Origin of the sequence: Pseudomonas weihenstephanensis (assembly GCF_016812185.1) — a bacterium.
GTDB classification, from domain to species: Bacteria; Pseudomonadota; Gammaproteobacteria; order Pseudomonadales; family Pseudomonadaceae; genus Aquipseudomonas; species Aquipseudomonas weihenstephanensis.
On sequence record NZ_JAAEBV010000004.1, the window covers coordinates 537,218 to 552,903 of the forward strand.

Consider the following 15,686-nt stretch of genomic DNA (forward strand, 5'->3'; position numbering starts at 1 on the left):
TGCAGCTTTTTTCATTTTTCCGAGGGCCAAACAGCCTATGTGGTACAACGGTTTTCTCGACTTGTCAGCCTGGCAACTGGTGGCAGTCACTCTGTTGATGACCCACGTGACCATTATTGGTGTCACGGTTTATCTGCATCGCTACTCAGCTCACCGCTCGCTGGAGCTTAATGGTGGCCTGAAACACTTCTTCCGCTTCTGGCTGTGGCTAACCACCGCTCAGAACACCCGCGAGTGGACCGCTATCCACCGCAAACACCACGCCAAATGCGAAACCGTTGATGACCCGCACAGCCCGGTCATAAAAGGGTTATCGACCGTTTTGCGCAAAGGTGCAGAGCTTTACCGTGACGAAGCGCAAAACCCTGAAACCTTGCGCATTTACGGCAAAAACTGCCCTGAAGACTGGGTTGAGCGAAACATCTACTCGCGCTACAAGCTGTTGGGCGTGGCAATCATGCTGGCCATCGACCTGCTGCTGTTCGGGGCCATCGGCCTGACCATCTGGGCCATCCAGATGATGTGGATTCCGGTGTGGGCCGCAGGCGTGGTGAACGGTCTGGGCCATGCGGTGGGTTATCGCAACTTCGAATGCCGCGATGCGGCCACCAATCTGGTGCCGTGGGGCATTCTTATTGGCGGCGAAGAGCTGCACAACAATCACCATACCTACCCGAACTCGGCCAAGCTGTCGGTCAAGAAGTGGGAGTTCGACCTTGGTTGGGCGTGGATCAAAGTATTCAGCTTCTTGCGACTGGCCAAGGTTCAGCGCGTGGCGCCAATTGCCCATCGGGTCGAGGGCAAAGGCAGCCTGGACATGGACACCGCCATGGCAATTCTGAACAACCGCTTCCAGATCATGGCGCAGTACCGCAAATTGGTGATCGCGCCGCTGGTGCAGCAAGAGCTGGCCAAGGTCGATCACTCAGTGCGTCACCAGTTCCGCCGTGCCAAGCGCCTGCTGTCGCGTGAAACCAGCTTGCTGGACGATCGTCACCACCAGCGCATTGAAACGCTGCTGGAGCACAGTCAATCGCTGAAAGTGATTTACGAAAAACGTTTGGCGTTGCAGCAAATTTGGGTCAAGACCAGCTCCAACGGCCACGACATGCTGGCCGCGATCAAAGAGTGGGTACATGAAGCCGAAGCCAGCGGGATTCAGTCACTGCGTGATTTCGCCAAGCAATTGAAGACCTACTCGTTGCGTCCTGCTGCGGTGTAAAGGCGGATGCGGGGCCGGTTTTCCTGACCCTTGCCGCAGGCTACGTTCGGCGACAAGGGCTGCTCTGAACTCCGGCACTGCGGCTGATCTGATCAAGCGCCTCCTCTTTAGGACTGCTCTGAAACAGGACGTCGCCTTCGGCAACGGTTACACGGTTATTCAGGTTTTTTTGATCAACCGTGACAGCTCAGGTACGCCGATCTTCAACAGGCGTGCCGTTTTACTCTTGGCCAACGCGTCAATGCCTTCTTCAGGCTTCAAGTTGGCCACTTGCCCGACAAGGTTCATCAGCAACGCTTCGCGCGAATACACCCCGCCCCCCAAGTGATAAATCGCCGCGATCAACTCGCGCAGCTCCAGAGGCAAGCGCCAGCGCGTGCGCAACGCCGAACCATAGGCGGCGCCGAATTCAGCCAGTGACTCATCAATGGCGCGGGTATCCAACTCCCCTCCGGCTTGCAGCCACTCTTGCAGGCAACGCAACAACGCTAAATCGCCCAAACGATGCAGCAAACCGGCGCAATAACAGCGCTCCTGATCCAGGCTGAGCATGCGCGCCAGCGTGCGTCCGTACTCGGCGGTGTGCAGTGACGCGTTCCAGTAGTGTTCGGCGTAGTCGGCCAGGCATGGGTCGCTCAGGCGGGCACTGCGTTTGAGGGTCAGCCCCAACACCAAGTTCATGCTTTGCGCCGGCCCCAAGCGCTGCAACGCCTGAGCCAGGGTTTGTACCGGGCTGACGCGGTGCTGGGCAGCGCTGTTGGCAGCCGCAATCAGCACAGCGGTGATTTGCGGATCAGTGCGCACTTGCTGCTCAAGCAATTTGAGGTCCAGTCCCCCAGGGTTAAGGCTGCGCTTGACCGCCAGTTGCACATCGGCCAGCAGCGGCGCGCCGTCGCAGGACGCACGGCGGTGTTCCAAAAAACGCTTAAGGGTCATACCCGCCGTCAACGCGGGCACATCGCACGCAACCTCTTGCCCCGCGCTGAGTAGCAGGCCTTGCAAGCGCTGTGTCAGGCCGGGCATGTCCAGCGGCTTGGTCAGGTAAGCCGTGGGCGCCAGCGGCAACGCTTGACGCACGCTGGCGCTGTCATTGCGGCTGCTTAACAAGATGAATGGCGATACCGGCTGGCGGCGGCGCTGGCGCACATTGCGCAGCAGGTCCAACCCACTTACACCCGGCAAGTCCCAGTCCGCAATCACCAGGTCATAGTCCTTTTCACTCAGCAACGCGAGCGCTTGCTGGCCTTCGCCACACACGTCCAGTTGCGCGTCGCAACGCACGCTCAGCACCACTTGTTTGAGCAGGTCCCGAGACCAGGGGTCAGTCTCGGCAATCAGCACGCTCGGCGTGGCGGATACTTCAACAGCAGTCATGAATGCACTCCGAGGGATGTCCATGCACCTTAGTCAATGCCACGCGTCGGATACAGGCAAAATGCCTTAAATGCGTTTCACAGACGAAAAAAAACCGCCGAAGCGGTTTTTTTGTGTAGCCGATCACAACTCAGATGTCAGGACTCACGCCAATTCAGCGAAGCATTCTTCGATGATGGCCAGACCTCTGTCCAGTTGCTCGTCAGGCGAGGTCAGCGGTACCAGCACCCGCAGCACGTTGCCGTAAGGGCCGCACGACAACAGAATCAGACCTTTCTCACGCGCCTTGGCGACTACTTGAGCCACGGCTGCCGCGTTAGGTTTGTGCGAGTCGCCGCCTTCAAACAGCTCGACAGCAATCATTGCGCCCAGCGCACGGACATCACCGATGACCGGGTACTTGGCCTGAATCGCTTTGAGGCCCGTCACCAGATGCTCGCCGACCGCCTTGCAACGGTCCAGCAGGTGCTCTTCTTCAAACACTTCGAGCACCGCCAATGCAGCGGCACAAGCAATCGGGCTACCGGCATAGGTGCCGCCCAGACCGCCTGGCGCAATGGCGTCCATCAGTTCAGCCTTGCCGCACACACCGGCCAGCGGGAAACCGCCAGCGATGGATTTGGCAAAGGTGGTCAGGTCCGCGGTCACGCCCATCTGCTCCATGGCGAAGAAGGTACCGGTACGACCGGCGCCGGTTTGCACTTCGTCGGCGATCAGCAGGATGCCGTGCTTGTCGCACAGCTCGCGCAGGCGTGCCATGAACGCTTTTGGCGCCACATAGAAACCACCTTCGCCCTGTACCGGCTCGATGATGATGGCGGCGATGTCTTTAGGCTCGGCGTCGTTTTTAAAGATGCGCTCGATGCTGGCGATGGAGTCATCCACGCTGATGCCATGCAGCTCGCACGGAAACAGCGCACGGAAGATGCCGCCAGGCATCAGGCCCATGCCCGCCGAATACGGCACGACTTTACCGGTCAGGCCCAGGGTCATCATGGTGCGACCGTGGTAAGCGCCGGTGAATGCGATGACGCCCGCGCGACCCGTGGCAGCACGGGCGATTTTCACGGCGTTTTCGACCGCTTCAGAACCCGTGGTGACCAGCAGGGTTTTTTTATCGAAATTACCCGGCACCTTGGCGTTGATTTTTTCACACAGCTCAACGTACGGCTCATAGGCCAGTACCTGGAAGCAGGTGTGAGTCAGCTTGGTCAGTTGCGCTTGCACGGCCGCAATGATTTTGGGGTGCAGGTGACCGGTGTTGAGCACGGCGATACCGCCTGCAAAGTCGATGAACTCACGACCTTCAACGTCAGTCACGGTCGCGTTGTGCGCCGACTCCGCGAAGATCGGGTGAATCTGGCCAACACCGCGCGGGACAGCGGCTTCACGGCGTTTCATCAGGGATGCGTTGGTCTTGTTGCTCATGGTGTTCCTCATTCGCTGCTCATCAAGCAGCGTGGTTCAAGGCTGACGCGCCAGGGAGACACTCATGCCAGCATGCGATGATCGACTGGCATGGCGCACCTGGCCACAAAAGTTAACAGTTTGAAACGCAGAAGAAGCATCGCTCTCGTGCCCCTTCTGCTTGAACCACCCGCCGGGTTTAGATCCCCAGGCAGAGATATTTGATTTCCAGGTAGTCTTCGATGCCGTACTTGGAGCCTTCACGGCCCAGGCCCGACGCTTTGATGCCGCCAAACGGCGCGACTTCGTTGGAAATCAGACCGGTGTTGACACCGACCATGCCGTATTCCAGGGCTTCTGCCACACGGAACACACGGCTCAGGTCGCGCGCATAGAAATACGAGGCCAAGCCGAACTCAGTGTCGTTGGCCATGGCAATCACTTCGGCTTCGTCTTTGAAGCGGAACAGCGGCGCCAGCGGGCCAAAGGTTTCTTCCTTCGCCACAGCGGCATTTTTCGGCACGTTAACCAGAATTGTCGGCTCGAAGAAGCTGCCTTCGAGGCTGTGGCCGCCGGCCAACAGGGTGGCACCTTTGCTCAGCGCGTCGGCAATGTGCTCTTTGACTTTGGCCACGGCCTTGTCATCAATCAGCGGGCCGGTGGTGGTGCCCTCTTCCAGACCGTTGCCGATTTTCAGCTTGGCCACTGCGACTTTGAGCTTTTCAGCAAACGCGTCGTACACCGAATCTTGAATGTACAGACGGTTGGCACAGACGCAGGTCTGACCATTGTTGCGGTATTTGGAAATGATCGCGCCCTCGACGGCCTTATCCAGATCGGCGTCGTCGAACACGATAAATGGCGCGTTGCCGCCCAGTTCCAGCGAGACTTTTTTGATGTCCTTGGCGCATTCAGCCATCAGTTGGCGACCGATCTCGGTCGAACCGGTGAAGGACAGTTTGCGCACGATCGGGTTGCTGGTCAGCTCACCGCCGATGTCGCCAGCGCTGCCGGTGACCACGCTCAGCACGCCTTTAGGGATGCCTGCGCGATGCGCCAGCTCAACCAGTGCCAACGCCGAGAACGGGGTTTGCGAAGCGGGCTTGATCACCATCGTGCAGCCAGCCGCCAGCGCCGGGCCGGCTTTACGGGTGATCATGGCCGCCGGGAAGTTCCACGGGGTGATTGCGGCCGTTACGCCAATGGGCTGCTTGATGACGATCAGGCGCTTGTCCGGCTGATGGCCGGGAATCACATCGCCATAAATACGCTTGGCTTCTTCGGCGAACCACTCGATGAACGACGCGGCGTAAACGATTTCGCCCTTGGCTTCGGCCAGCGGCTTGCCTTGCTCCAGGGTCATCAGGCGACCCAAGTCGTCCTGGTGCTCAATCAGCAGTTCAAACCAACGGCGCAGTTTGGTCGCACGTTCTTTGGCAGTCAGGGCACGCCAGGCGGGAAGTGCTTTATCAGCAGCTTCAATGGCGCGACGGGTTTCGGCTGCGCCCATTTTTGGCACCGTACCGAGAATGTCACCGGTGGCCGGGTTGTTGACCTTGATTGTCTGACCGCCGTCCGCGTCTACCCAAGCACCATCGATGTAGGCTTGCTGGCGGAACAACTGTGCGTCTTTGAGCTGCATGGTGGGCTTTCCTTAACAGCACCGCGCAGGCGCGGGGCAAATTATTGAGTGTAGAAAGGCGCCAGAGATGGCTGCCGTCAGGAAGTCATTCACTGCCAAAGTGTTCAAAAAACGCACAACACACACGGCGTGCGGTTTAGCACTCAGACAAGAGCGTTTGAAATCTCAAACGAATCCTAGGAGTAAAGGGGGTAAAGGACAATAGGTTGTTCGAAAAAAAGAACAAGCGACTGTGTTACCCCTTTTTTCATACGGCCTCCATTAATAGCCCATATTGACGCAAGAAACACCTGCACAATCAGCGGCATGGACGGGTGACACGCAGATGAGTATCATGGCGCCCGCGTTGCACCAGTAGCTCAGCTGGATAGAGTACTGCCCTCCGAAGGCAGTGGTCGTGGGTTCGAATCCCGCCTGGTGCACCATCTTCTTTCCCTTGTATTACAAGGGGATAGCGCTCCTGACAGAAACCTGTCCTAGTCCTGAAAGTCGTTTTTGCCACAAATTTGCCACACTTAATGTGGCGGGAATGGTCGAAATGGCAACAATCAGGAATCGCGGCGAGTATCAGTGGGAAGCGCAAATTCGCCGCAAGGGCTATCCAGCCCAAAGAAAAACCTTCGAAACTAAAGCCGATGCCCAAGCCTGGGCGCGTATGATTGAAAGCGAAATCGACCGAGGCATTTTTGTCTCTCGTGTCGAGGCTGAACGCACCGCCTTTCATCAACTCATTGATCGCTATATCTCCGAGATCGCTCCGAAGCACAAAGGCGCGTATTCGGAAATCAAACGCTTGGAAGCGCTCAAGCGTCATCCGCTGGCGACACGCATCGTTGCCACCCTCACCTCTTCCGACTTCGCTCGCTACCGTGACGAACGCCTGAAGATCCGCAAGGGCAACACGGTGAAGCGTGAGCTCGCGCTGTTTCAGTGTGTGATTGAGGTCGCTCGCCGCGAGTGGGGAATTCACCTCGCCGAGAACCCGGTCAGGATGGTCAGCCGTCCAAGCTACAACGACGAACGCTCGCGACGGCTCGATCCAATTGAAGAGCAATACATCCTCAGCGCCCTGGAGCTTCGTGAGCGCCGTGCTGACGGCACCTATGCCGACGCCTCACACAATCCCTGGATACGGCCCATCGTCCAACTGGCGATTGAGACAGCGATGCGCCGTGGCGAGATTTTCGAGCTCCGCTGGAAGCATGTGAACCTGGATCGTAGAACCGCGCACCTTCCCGCGACTAAGAACGGGCTGCCCAGAACCGTCCCGCTCTCACCAAAGGCTATTCAGTTGCTGAAGGATTTGCCGCGCTCGTTGTGCGGTCGAGTCTTTCCCACCACGGCTGATGCGCTCAAGAAGGCTTTTGTCCGAGGTCTGGAGCGTGCGAGGCTGAAATACTTAGGCGATTGCGAGGTGACGCAGGTAACACCTCAGGAAGACTTCCTGATCAATTTACGCTTTCACGACCTGCGGCATGAGGCGACCTGTCGGCTTGCGACCAAGCTGCCGAATCTGATCGAGCTTGCCAGCGTGACAGGGCATCGGGAGGTGAACATGTTAAAGCGGTATTACAACATTACTGCGGAAGAGCTGGCGGCAAAGTTGATATGAGCCGAAGTCATCTAGACCTAGAGGCAAGGTCTACATGTCCTCTGGGCTGCCCCCCCTACTCGCCCGCCTTAATAAATGTCACTTTAACTTAATTCAACCTGCCCATCTTTTTTTCATGGAGTACTAGCCTCTAAGATAATAGAGTCAATGCATCGTAAAAAGCTGCGGCGTGGGTAAGCCGCAGCGCAGCTATATAAAAGATTTATTTAACACCCAAGAAAACTCCTGCAACATGGACTAGAACATAAACAAAAACCCCTATCGTCCCAAAAAATACAGAAAGGCTCAGCAATGGCTGCTCTTCAATTTTAAGAAAACTCCAAAGTTTGGGTGGTAGACGATCAATACGAACACAGGCATATGCGAGAGCATAAGCAGAGATGTAGCCCCACAGCCATACGGAGGTTAGAAGGCTAGTAAAAAAGAAAACGCCCTCTGGGAACGCATAGACCATTTCTGTCGTCAATGGGGTTTCTGTAGTAAAGCGCCCATGTCCGTCTGATTTGAAATTAGACATATCAAAATCTTCTAGCACCACTAGAAGAGTCGTCAAATTGCTTGGATTAAGCCACGACTCCAAAGCCTCGAAGAGCGATAAAGTGCTCTGATGAAGCAAAGCCATCTTCACAAAAGTCAAACCGAGATAGTAAACCAGCACCGAGCCAAAAAAATCGATTAGCAAGGCCCACCCAAATGTCTTATTTCCTTTTGATAAAGCCACTCTATAAATTTTACGACTCAACGAAATTGATAAAAACTCAATCACCATTACAGAAAGATAGATCACTAAGGCAGGCCAATGTAGGGATCTAACATTTAGGATATCTTTCATCCACATATGAAACTCTGGATACTTCCAGCTAAACATAACAATGAATATGCCAGCCCAAGCGTTCGTGAGAATAACACTAACAAAAAAAGCTCGCCACGATATTAGCTTTTTTCCAAACAGCGCATTATTTAGATAAACCCATACAGCAAAAACCTTTCTTGCCCCGGTTGAAAATTTAAACTTAGTGATATTTTCCGAGATTCTCTGGAGCTTATCTTTTCTAATAACCTTTTCATAATTTTCAAAAACCTTGCACACAACTAATAGCGAGCCAATCCCGATTACAAATGATCCCCATATACTCTGGAAAAAATCTAACACAAAGCTATATCCTTATAATTGATTATTAGCTATAACAGCTATAACAGCTATATGCATACGCCGCCTACCCATTGAGACCAAACTCTACAAAGCTAGCGAGTTCCCTAGCGGCTGCATCAGTTCGCAATCGGGTAGTCGCAGCCTGATCGCGCTCCTGCTGCCTAAGCTGATAAACCTCATAGAAGCACGCGACAACCTGCTCCTTGGTCAAATCAGGGAGCGTCGTCCGACGCTTGAGAGTGTTCAATATTTTGCGTGCGCAAAGCTGAGCAGCTTCTCGCTCATATGAACGAAAAGCCAAATCGCGGAAAGCCCATATGCTGATCCAGCCGCATGATAACGCCCATAGCATCAAACGCTGGTAGGTCGACCAAGCCATACGTGTGTGGCCACTCAAATACCGTCGGAGAATCCGGCCGTCCGCGTCTTTGAAGCCGTAAATTCCCAGCTCTGTCAGCAACCGCTCAAGGGCCACCCGCGACATCCCTGACTTGCGCAAAATGGCTGAGAACAGGTACTCAAGCAGATCCACGGGGACGCGGACAACAAAGTTTCTCCGGCCCGTTTCCTCATGACGTTTCAGTTCACGAAAAACAAGCTGGAAGGTTTCATCCGGGTCGACATCTGCATCGGGAATGTGTGGCTGCATGGGGCCATTCTTTGGCTAAATCGCGCATCTGTCAAAAAGGTGTCCTAGTGAATCCGCAGTCGCATGGCGAAAGCTGGAGCCATTCCATAGCAGCCGAGCGACAGTCACGATGAGCATCGATTACGAAACCATTCAAAAAATTCAGAAGCTAGCAGATGACGTACTGATCGGCGTTGCCGAGGTCGCTGCATTGACAGGCTTCAGCGCTCTGACCGTGCGTCAGCGCAAATTGCCGGGGCTTGAGCCCGTTCCCGGCCTGTCACGCTTGCGATGGCGGCTAGGTGATCTCAGACAGTGGATGCGTACCGGGGCAATCACATCGGCTCCTCTCCTCAAGCAAGCCTCGACCGAAGGACCACATAACGTCGGGCGCCCTACCAAGAAGTCTCAGGTGGAGGCTCGGAAATGAGTGAGCTGGAATTATCGGTTGATGCCGCCACCGGGCAAGAACCACAGGATCAATTGAAATCCAACACCTATTGGTTTCACATTTTCCAGGCCATGGTGGATCACGAACTCGCAAAGCTCGGGCCGTATGCATTTGCGGTTTACTGTGTGATCAAATCCCACTGCGATCTCAGAACGGGACTGTCGATTCCTTCAATCCCCACTATCGCTCGCAAAGCTGGGATCAGTCCACGCCAGGCTATGCGCGAGATCAAAACGCTTGAAACCCGAGGCTACATCAGCAGGACGCGGTCCCGTAAACATAACGAATACATGCTCACAGAAAAAATCGCAATTAGCGACTCGCAAGGCAGACCCAGAGGCCAAGCACAGTGGGAGTACCGCCCAGCCCAGATCAAAAGCACGGTTGAGGAGCTGAAACGTATGCTCTTCAACAGGGAGGCAGTCGGCCAAGGTATTCACATCGAAAACCTACAGATCATCGAGAACCAGACCAACATTGGCTTCCAGATCAGCCAAGCTGACTTGGACCATTTGGCCGAGAGCAATCCGGACATCTACACCAAGCTGCTGTCCATCCGGAACTCGATCCGGGAGCGCAAGGCGACCAAAACATGAGTTATACACAGGACCGCCAGTCACGTGACAGGGTGGCATACATGCGCTCACTTCAGGTGACTGTGTGACATGTGTAACCTGATTTGAGGTGACACAGAGTCACTCATACAAGAAGAGAAAAAACCATATCAGTTGGAACGCCATTACTGCTCGCGACCCGACAAGATCTAGGAACGCGGCAAGCCATGATAACGATCAGCAGGAGGTCTCAACGATGATCCAACCATCAGATGCTCATAGACTGGAAATCGCCCAGGACCTCTTGGGTTGCTTGATAGCGCTCCGTTCCGAGTCGATTTTCTACGAGCGGAAGAAAGTCCAACCGAATGTTGAAATCATCAGCCAGTGGAAAGCAGAGCGAAACACCCTCTTCGACCTGACCCGCAGTTTGAACTGTAACGACCGGGATACCATCGAGAATGTCATCGCGACCTATGGCCCCTCTGCCAGAGCTCTGTTAGATCAGGAAGGTAGTCTGAGCAGCTAGCCCTGCGCACCGGCTACCCAAGGTGCGTATCAGTTAAGGCGTTCCACTTTTACTGACATGCGTTCAGCCGCCCTGAGATGCTGCACTCAATCTGAATCGGGCGACGTGGAGCGTCTGGCAGGTTTTGACTCGCGAATGAGCTCAGGTATCAGCTTGAGCTCTCCCGCATAGACCATGAGGGTTCCGCACCTGGTAAACGGCTTACCACCGTTCATCGCGTCTACAGATTTCCGTCGCAGTGCAAGCGACCACATTTTATTCATCCAGCTTTCACTCATAGCGTTTACTCCAGATGTGGATGAAGGTCCCAGATTTGCTTACCGCACTGCCTCCCTCAGCATCACCAGATCTACCTTTCCGTGTGCTGCAAGATGTTTTCTATTCTCAGCACGAGCGATGTAGGAACAGTCACCAACGGCGAATGCGCGCACTTCGAAATACTCAAACCAGCACAACCAACGCCCAGCTTCGTCCAGCGTCGTGTTGCGGTGTTTTGTGAAGTTACCGCGCTCACTTCGCGAATATTTCGATGATCAATTTTGTTAAGCAGATAGCTTCTGATCCCCGTGTTTATCGAGTCGTTGGACGATTCTCCCTGGGCCTTCCCCCAACGATGCTTTCATTCATCGCAGGCTGAGAAACCCAGCGCCAACGTAAAGACAACTTTTAATCACCAACATCGTCCACAACGGCTGCAACTATTTGGTGGATAAGAACTGGGACAGGGTAGGGTTTGTACTCCCGCCATGAATGGCGTATCTACAACCGGCTACGCGGCAGTCGTTCCACTCCCTTGCTTTGCCTACCGTACCTGCTCAGGGCAAGCCCCGAGACCCCTCTGCGGCCAATGGCCGGAAAATAGGCGGTTACCCGATGCAGCTACTGGCTCATAACTCGGTAGAGATGCCCGACAGCGCTAGAACCTCATGCTCAGCCAATCCTTGGCCACGCTGCGCCAGTCCAGTGGGTGAAATAAGCGTCTCATGCTCTAAGATCTGCTGCTCCAGCAATCGCCCCAACAGCACCAACTCCCCTTGCGCTTCAAGTGCCCGAAGTCGCCTAGGAGAATTGAACGCCCAGCGGTCAAGAATCTGCCAGCCGCATGCATGATAAGAGGGGGACCGGAGGACGGACTCGATGGTTGTAACCGCAAGGACGCCAGAAGCAATCCTCAACGGCATGTGATCAATGAGCATGTGCGGCGCTCCTCTTAAATGCGCAATGTATCCACCGAGCTGTCAAGCAGCGAGCGAGAACGTCGAGTTCGAAATCACGTCGAAAGTTTCGTCTCGGATGCTCGATATCTGTGTGATGACAGCATGAAACGCATCCGGCCGCTCGAGATCTCCAGAGGACTGAATGCCAGCGGCGCGGAACCAACGTGTTTGCAAAAACGCGCCAAGCATTTCTCCGCCGCTGCTAACAGATAATCCTCCCTTAATATCTAATCGGGTCCGACTTGCAAATTTCACTGCGTCTGGATATAGGGCTATCAGAAGAGTCTGAACTGACGACTCTGGCGACCCTGATGAAACTCCGGACAATGCCTGGATAACTTTCGCTACTTGTAGTGCAAAGCGCGAATTTTTAGACGTGAAATGGCTGTTTAAGTCATCGACCCCTTCAGTATCCCCGAGCAAAGTCTGGGCACGGATCATACCCAACCGAACGCTAATCCAACTTCCCCGTCCATACGTTTTGATTTGGTCCTCAAAATAAGAAAGAGACCTCCTCGCATCACCGCGTGCGAGCAAGATAAGACCCCGTATTTCTACAAAAGCGGAAAGTAGATCATCAGGAATTTGATCCTCGAACATATCGAGCAAAGCATTTGCATCATTAATAATCGACGCAGTTACATGGTGATCCTCAGTCCGCTCTGCTTGCCAAAGGCAGATCATCGCCCGTCCAAGTCGTTCCGGGATACTCATCTTCGCAATCGCTTTAATACCCGATACTGAAAGAACTTTTACGGCCCTGCTGTCGCTGCTTTTTCGAAATTTGACTGTAGGATCAGTTGTCGCCTGCTCCCATTGCGCGTCAAAATAGCGCAGCCCACTTACCGCCGAGCGAATACCTTTACGTGCCAGCTCTTGTAGAATACTTTTCGCCTCGTCACGCAGACCTATATCTCGAGTTCTTGCACTACGAATGGACAACGCACGTGCAAGACCACTTTTGATATAAAAATTCTGACCGTCTAACTTCAAAGCCTCACGATAAATTTTTTCTGCCTCATCTGGGTTGTCCAAATCGATAAGCAGTTCTGCTAATCCGCTTCGACAGGCCAAATCCGTAGAATCACGACAAGCTTTTTTATATACTTCAAGCGCCTCGTTGAACTGCCCCATTCCCCTCAGCGTCTCTGCCAATCCGTTTCGACAGAAACTATTATCAGGAAAGTCACGACAGGCTTGTTCATAAACTACATATGCATCATCAAATCTTTCCATTGCCCGTAATGTTTCACCCAAACCAGTCCGACACACCACATCATTTGGAAAATGACTTATAGCTTCCAGAAATACACTTTCTGAAGTAACCAAATCTCCATCATCGCGAAGTAAACGGCCGAGTTCGTTCCTGATGAATGGCTCATATGCGAAGCGATATCTTGCCTCCCAGAGTGCGCTGATTGCATCATCTTTACGGTGCGCGGCATCAAGAACGATTGCATAGGAAATCCAATTACGTGAATCGGATGGCACCCACTCCAATGCCTCCCCTATTAAGCCCAAAGAAATATCCGACATTTTACGGTCTGCGCGAACGATAGACGTCGATAAATTGTTAAATGTCTTATTGAGATATTCCGCGTCACCGGTAGTTCTTGCATAATCACGATGCTGCTCAAGAAAACTTAAAAACTCCACGCTATTGCATTCGCTAGGACTTTTCCGAGCTCGCTGAACCCAATATTCACAAGTTTCACGAGAAACTGCCTGAGTTCTTAATAGATAACCTTCCGAAGATGAACCTGATGAAGTTGAGCCGACTATACTTGGCAACAAAATCGACAGCCAGTCGCGAGCATTTGATTGCTGACGGCGGTCCGGCAACATCGGCAGTATGCGTTCTACCCAATATTTCTCAGTACGGCGATAGGCCGCGAAGACGCTTCTCAGCGTTTGTTTCCATTTGATGTGCTTAACTCCGGGTTCTTCGGCAAGTTTAAGCAGCGCTTGAAGTAATCCCTCGGGAACATCTGCCGACGCACGACCATCTTTTCCAGGCATTTTTCGGAAACCGAGTATACCAACACCTAAATAAGGCCGACCGGCTGTCTTATATCCAAGAATCAGTCTCCTCCAAAGTTTTGAGAAGCGCTGGTCATTTTGTGAGCGAGTCAACGCTAACAAATATGCGCCTTCTGGATCTCGATCAGGGCCTTCATAAAAGCCATGTAACCATAAACAAAGGCGCCTGTGTTGATTGCGAAGGATCTCACCGGTTTTAGGTAGTTCCATGAGCGCAATTCCACGAAAAAACTCCTCAAGTACCGTGACCCATCGATCGAGTGTCAAAGCATTAGGAACTTCACCTAATATATGTTTATCCAGCCAAGTCGCAGCAGCTGTATCAAGCTCGATATCCCCTGGTTCAAACACATCATAAAGTATTTCCCCAAGCGTCAATGGAGCAGCCACACCCAACGGCACAACGCCATGAACAAGACGATCGAAAGCGCTTTCCGGTTCGCTCACGAAACTTTCATACCACTCTTGGAAAATCTTGCTCGGGATCATGGCACATCCGACCGGTGGTTAAAGTCACATTGCAACAAATCGAAATGTCGCTGGCGGGCAGCAAGCAACTGGGTTTCAGTTACTTCGTCAGTAAGCTCCCCCAGCATAGCAAAATCGTTCAAAGTGTAGTCGAATCGAAAATGCAGTAGCTCAGACTTGAAGTCTAGGCCACCATTTTTGGACATGTCGACGGTAATCCCGAATCCAAATGGATTACTGTCAGCGGCTGCTTTGGGATATGGGAAAAACGCCGTACCAGGCCCAGAGACTCCTCCAGCTTCTAGCACTGTTGGAACTGCCGCCCATGCACTGAGTTTCGTAGCCCTAGCAGCTTGCTCAGCCCGAGATAAGCTATATTGGAATAGAACAACGGGTAACGGCCTTGAGACCGACCCATTTAGATGCGAGAGCCCAAGTACGTTCCGTAGCTGTGTAGCCCAGTCCGGAGCGCTCAGCAGTTGCTCAACCTCACCTAAGGGGGCAGCAAATGCTGGACGCGCGTCGCGCCGTTGATTGATCTCCTCCAACCAAGACGCGAGCCGCGGGTATTGTTCGTCAGTGACCATACCCGTTTTGCTAACCCGTCTCGACTGGATGAGATTGCTGAGTTCGGTGGTAAGGTCCGATAAAGAGTCAAAGTCTCCCTGGTAGCGAAGGTACATCGCGGATACGGACTCTAACCTAACGACGTCCTGATGCGATTCGATCGCTAGGTGATTGTCTTGATTCTCAGCAGAAAACGTGGAAACACTAGGCGCGTGGCGCAGAGGACGTGCCACTTTTTCGCTATAGTAGTTTCCAAATGTTTGCCAGCACGACGGTACATCCCAACCAACCGCTGTTGGGCCTGGCTTTGCAGCTAGGAAGCCATGCTCACGAGGGATTGATAATCGCTCCTCAAGCAGAAAGTTCACGGCAGGTGCGGACTCAGAAAATATGTCCGTTTCTGTGGTACCCCGGAGAAATCCCGCGAAGAGTGCGTCAGTTTGAAATGCCATAAAGTTGAGTCGAAGCGATGTGAATCGCGATAGTAACTGAAGGCACTTTGCCATTCACCCCCGGCACGCAATTTAGGTTCTTCTCTGCTGCTCAGAAATTTGTACGCGGTTCTCATCGAACGGCAAACGCCACCGGTTCGTAAGGTGTCACTATGGATGCCGCCTGCCGATTATTTTGAAACCGCGAACCACAGGTACACCGCTTTACCGCATCATCCACCGGAGCGCAAAGCTGCCCGCTAACAAGAGCGTATCAGTGTCTTAACCTTCCGATGACCACAGAATTCGGCATCAAGGGCGATAGCGAAATATTGTCGTCGACAGTTTCAAACGAATCGGCTTCAAGGGAACGTATGACCTGAGAGCACCC

Annotated in this window: 12 protein-coding genes and 1 tRNA gene; 6 read left to right on the plus strand and 7 right to left on the minus strand. The window is 53.4% G+C overall.

All coding sequences use genetic code 11. The features are described from left to right. Positions 1-37 precede the first annotated feature (37 nt). Positions 38-1,222, plus strand: a complete 1,185-nt coding sequence (gene desA, locus GYN01_RS15975; RefSeq protein ID WP_048364769.1) for a delta-9 fatty acid desaturase DesA — start codon at positions 38-40, stop codon at positions 1,220-1,222. Between the two features lie 159 nt (positions 1,223-1,381). Here desA and GYN01_RS15980 read toward each other — a convergent pair whose 3' ends face one another. The 3 genes from GYN01_RS15980 to gabD form a co-directional block, all read right to left on the minus strand. After that, a complete protein-coding gene (locus tag GYN01_RS15980) occupies positions 1,382-2,596 on the minus strand; it encodes a response regulator (protein ID WP_203307430.1) in 1,215 nt (404 codons plus the stop codon). A gap of 144 nt (positions 2,597-2,740) precedes the next feature. Continuing rightward, positions 2,741-4,024, minus strand: a complete 1,284-nt coding sequence (gene gabT, locus GYN01_RS15985) for a 4-aminobutyrate--2-oxoglutarate transaminase (RefSeq protein WP_203307431.1) — start codon at positions 4,022-4,024, stop codon at positions 2,741-2,743. 178 nt (positions 4,025-4,202) lie between these two features. After that, positions 4,203-5,645, minus strand: a complete 1,443-nt coding sequence (gabD, locus tag GYN01_RS15990) for an NADP-dependent succinate-semialdehyde dehydrogenase (RefSeq protein ID WP_048364729.1) — start codon at positions 5,643-5,645, stop codon at positions 4,203-4,205. Positions 5,646-5,993: 348 nt separating this feature from the next. On the opposite strand from gabD, the gene GYN01_RS15995 reads away from it, so the two are divergent. Together GYN01_RS15995 and GYN01_RS16000 are read left to right on the plus strand one after the other, a co-directional pair. Continuing rightward, positions 5,994-6,070, plus strand: a tRNA-Arg gene (locus GYN01_RS15995). Continuing rightward, complete coding sequence (locus GYN01_RS16000) at positions 6,043-7,257, plus strand: site-specific integrase (protein ID WP_338053173.1); 1,215 nt, start codon at positions 6,043-6,045, stop codon at positions 7,255-7,257. The genes GYN01_RS15995 and GYN01_RS16000 overlap by 28 nt, the downstream gene beginning before the upstream one ends. A gap of 202 nt (positions 7,258-7,459) precedes the next feature. Here the strand turns inward: GYN01_RS16000 and GYN01_RS16005 are convergent, their stop codons facing one another. Continuing rightward, entirely contained in the window at positions 7,460-8,410 is a 951-nt protein-coding gene (locus tag GYN01_RS16005) for a hypothetical protein (RefSeq protein ID WP_203307432.1), read from the minus strand. A 64-nt stretch (positions 8,411-8,474) separates the two neighbouring features. Continuing rightward, positions 8,475-9,059 carry a hypothetical protein gene (locus tag GYN01_RS16010; protein WP_203307433.1) on the minus strand — a complete coding sequence of 195 codons (585 nt, stop codon included), beginning with the start codon at positions 9,057-9,059 and terminating at the stop codon, positions 8,475-8,477. A gap of 109 nt (positions 9,060-9,168) precedes the next feature. Here GYN01_RS16010 and GYN01_RS16015 point away from each other — a divergent pair, with 109 nt between their 5' ends. The 3 genes from GYN01_RS16015 to GYN01_RS16025 all read left to right on the plus strand — a co-directional run bounded on the left by GYN01_RS16015 (position 9,169) and on the right by GYN01_RS16025 (position 10,572). After that, a complete protein-coding gene (locus GYN01_RS16015) occupies positions 9,169-9,468 on the plus strand; it encodes a helix-turn-helix transcriptional regulator (protein ID WP_203307434.1) in 300 nt (99 codons plus the stop codon). Then, positions 9,465-10,085 carry a helix-turn-helix domain-containing protein gene (locus GYN01_RS16020; RefSeq protein ID WP_203307435.1) on the plus strand — a complete coding sequence of 207 codons (621 nt, stop codon included), beginning with the start codon at positions 9,465-9,467 and terminating at the stop codon, positions 10,083-10,085. Before GYN01_RS16015 ends, GYN01_RS16020 begins: the two co-directional genes overlap by 4 nt. A gap of 214 nt (positions 10,086-10,299) precedes the next feature. Next, positions 10,300-10,572, plus strand: a complete 273-nt coding sequence (locus GYN01_RS16025) for a hypothetical protein (protein ID WP_203307436.1) — start codon at positions 10,300-10,302, stop codon at positions 10,570-10,572. Positions 10,573-11,459: 887 nt separating this feature from the next. Here the strand turns inward: GYN01_RS16025 and GYN01_RS16030 are convergent. Together GYN01_RS16030 and GYN01_RS22580 are read right to left on the minus strand one after the other, a co-directional pair. Continuing rightward, the gene (locus tag GYN01_RS16030) at positions 11,460-11,768 is read right to left on the minus strand and encodes a hypothetical protein (RefSeq protein ID WP_203307437.1); all 309 of its coding nucleotides are present in this window, start codon (positions 11,766-11,768) and stop codon (positions 11,460-11,462) included. A 42-nt stretch (positions 11,769-11,810) separates the two neighbouring features. Then, a complete protein-coding gene (locus GYN01_RS22580; protein ID WP_203307438.1) occupies positions 11,811-14,276 on the minus strand; it encodes a tetratricopeptide repeat protein in 2,466 nt (821 codons plus the stop codon). Between the last annotated feature and the right edge of the window lie 1,410 nt (positions 14,277-15,686).

What these genes read in the sequence shown, in the direction of transcription:
- desA (WP_048364769.1), top strand. Translation starts at nt 38, where the DNA reads ATGTGGTACAACGGTTTTCTCGACTTGTCAGCCTGGCAACTGGTGGCA.
- GYN01_RS15980 (WP_203307430.1), bottom strand. Translation starts at nt 2,596, where the DNA reads ATGACTGCTGTTGAAGTATCCGCCACGCCGAGCGTGCTGATTGCCGAG.
- gabT (WP_203307431.1), bottom strand. Translation starts at nt 4,024, where the DNA reads ATGAGCAACAAGACCAACGCATCCCTGATGAAACGCCGTGAAGCCGCT.
- gabD (WP_048364729.1), bottom strand. Translation starts at nt 5,645, where the DNA reads ATGCAGCTCAAAGACGCACAGTTGTTCCGCCAGCAAGCCTACATCGAT.
- GYN01_RS16010 (WP_203307433.1), bottom strand. Translation starts at nt 9,059, where the DNA reads ATGCAGCCACACATTCCCGATGCAGATGTCGACCCGGATGAAACCTTC.
- GYN01_RS16015 (WP_203307434.1), top strand. Translation starts at nt 9,169, where the DNA reads ATGAGCATCGATTACGAAACCATTCAAAAAATTCAGAAGCTAGCAGAT.
- GYN01_RS16020 (WP_203307435.1), top strand. Translation starts at nt 9,465, where the DNA reads ATGAGTGAGCTGGAATTATCGGTTGATGCCGCCACCGGGCAAGAACCA.
- GYN01_RS16025 (WP_203307436.1), top strand. Translation starts at nt 10,300, where the DNA reads ATGATCCAACCATCAGATGCTCATAGACTGGAAATCGCCCAGGACCTC.
- GYN01_RS16030 (WP_203307437.1), bottom strand. Translation starts at nt 11,768, where the DNA reads ATGCTCATTGATCACATGCCGTTGAGGATTGCTTCTGGCGTCCTTGCG.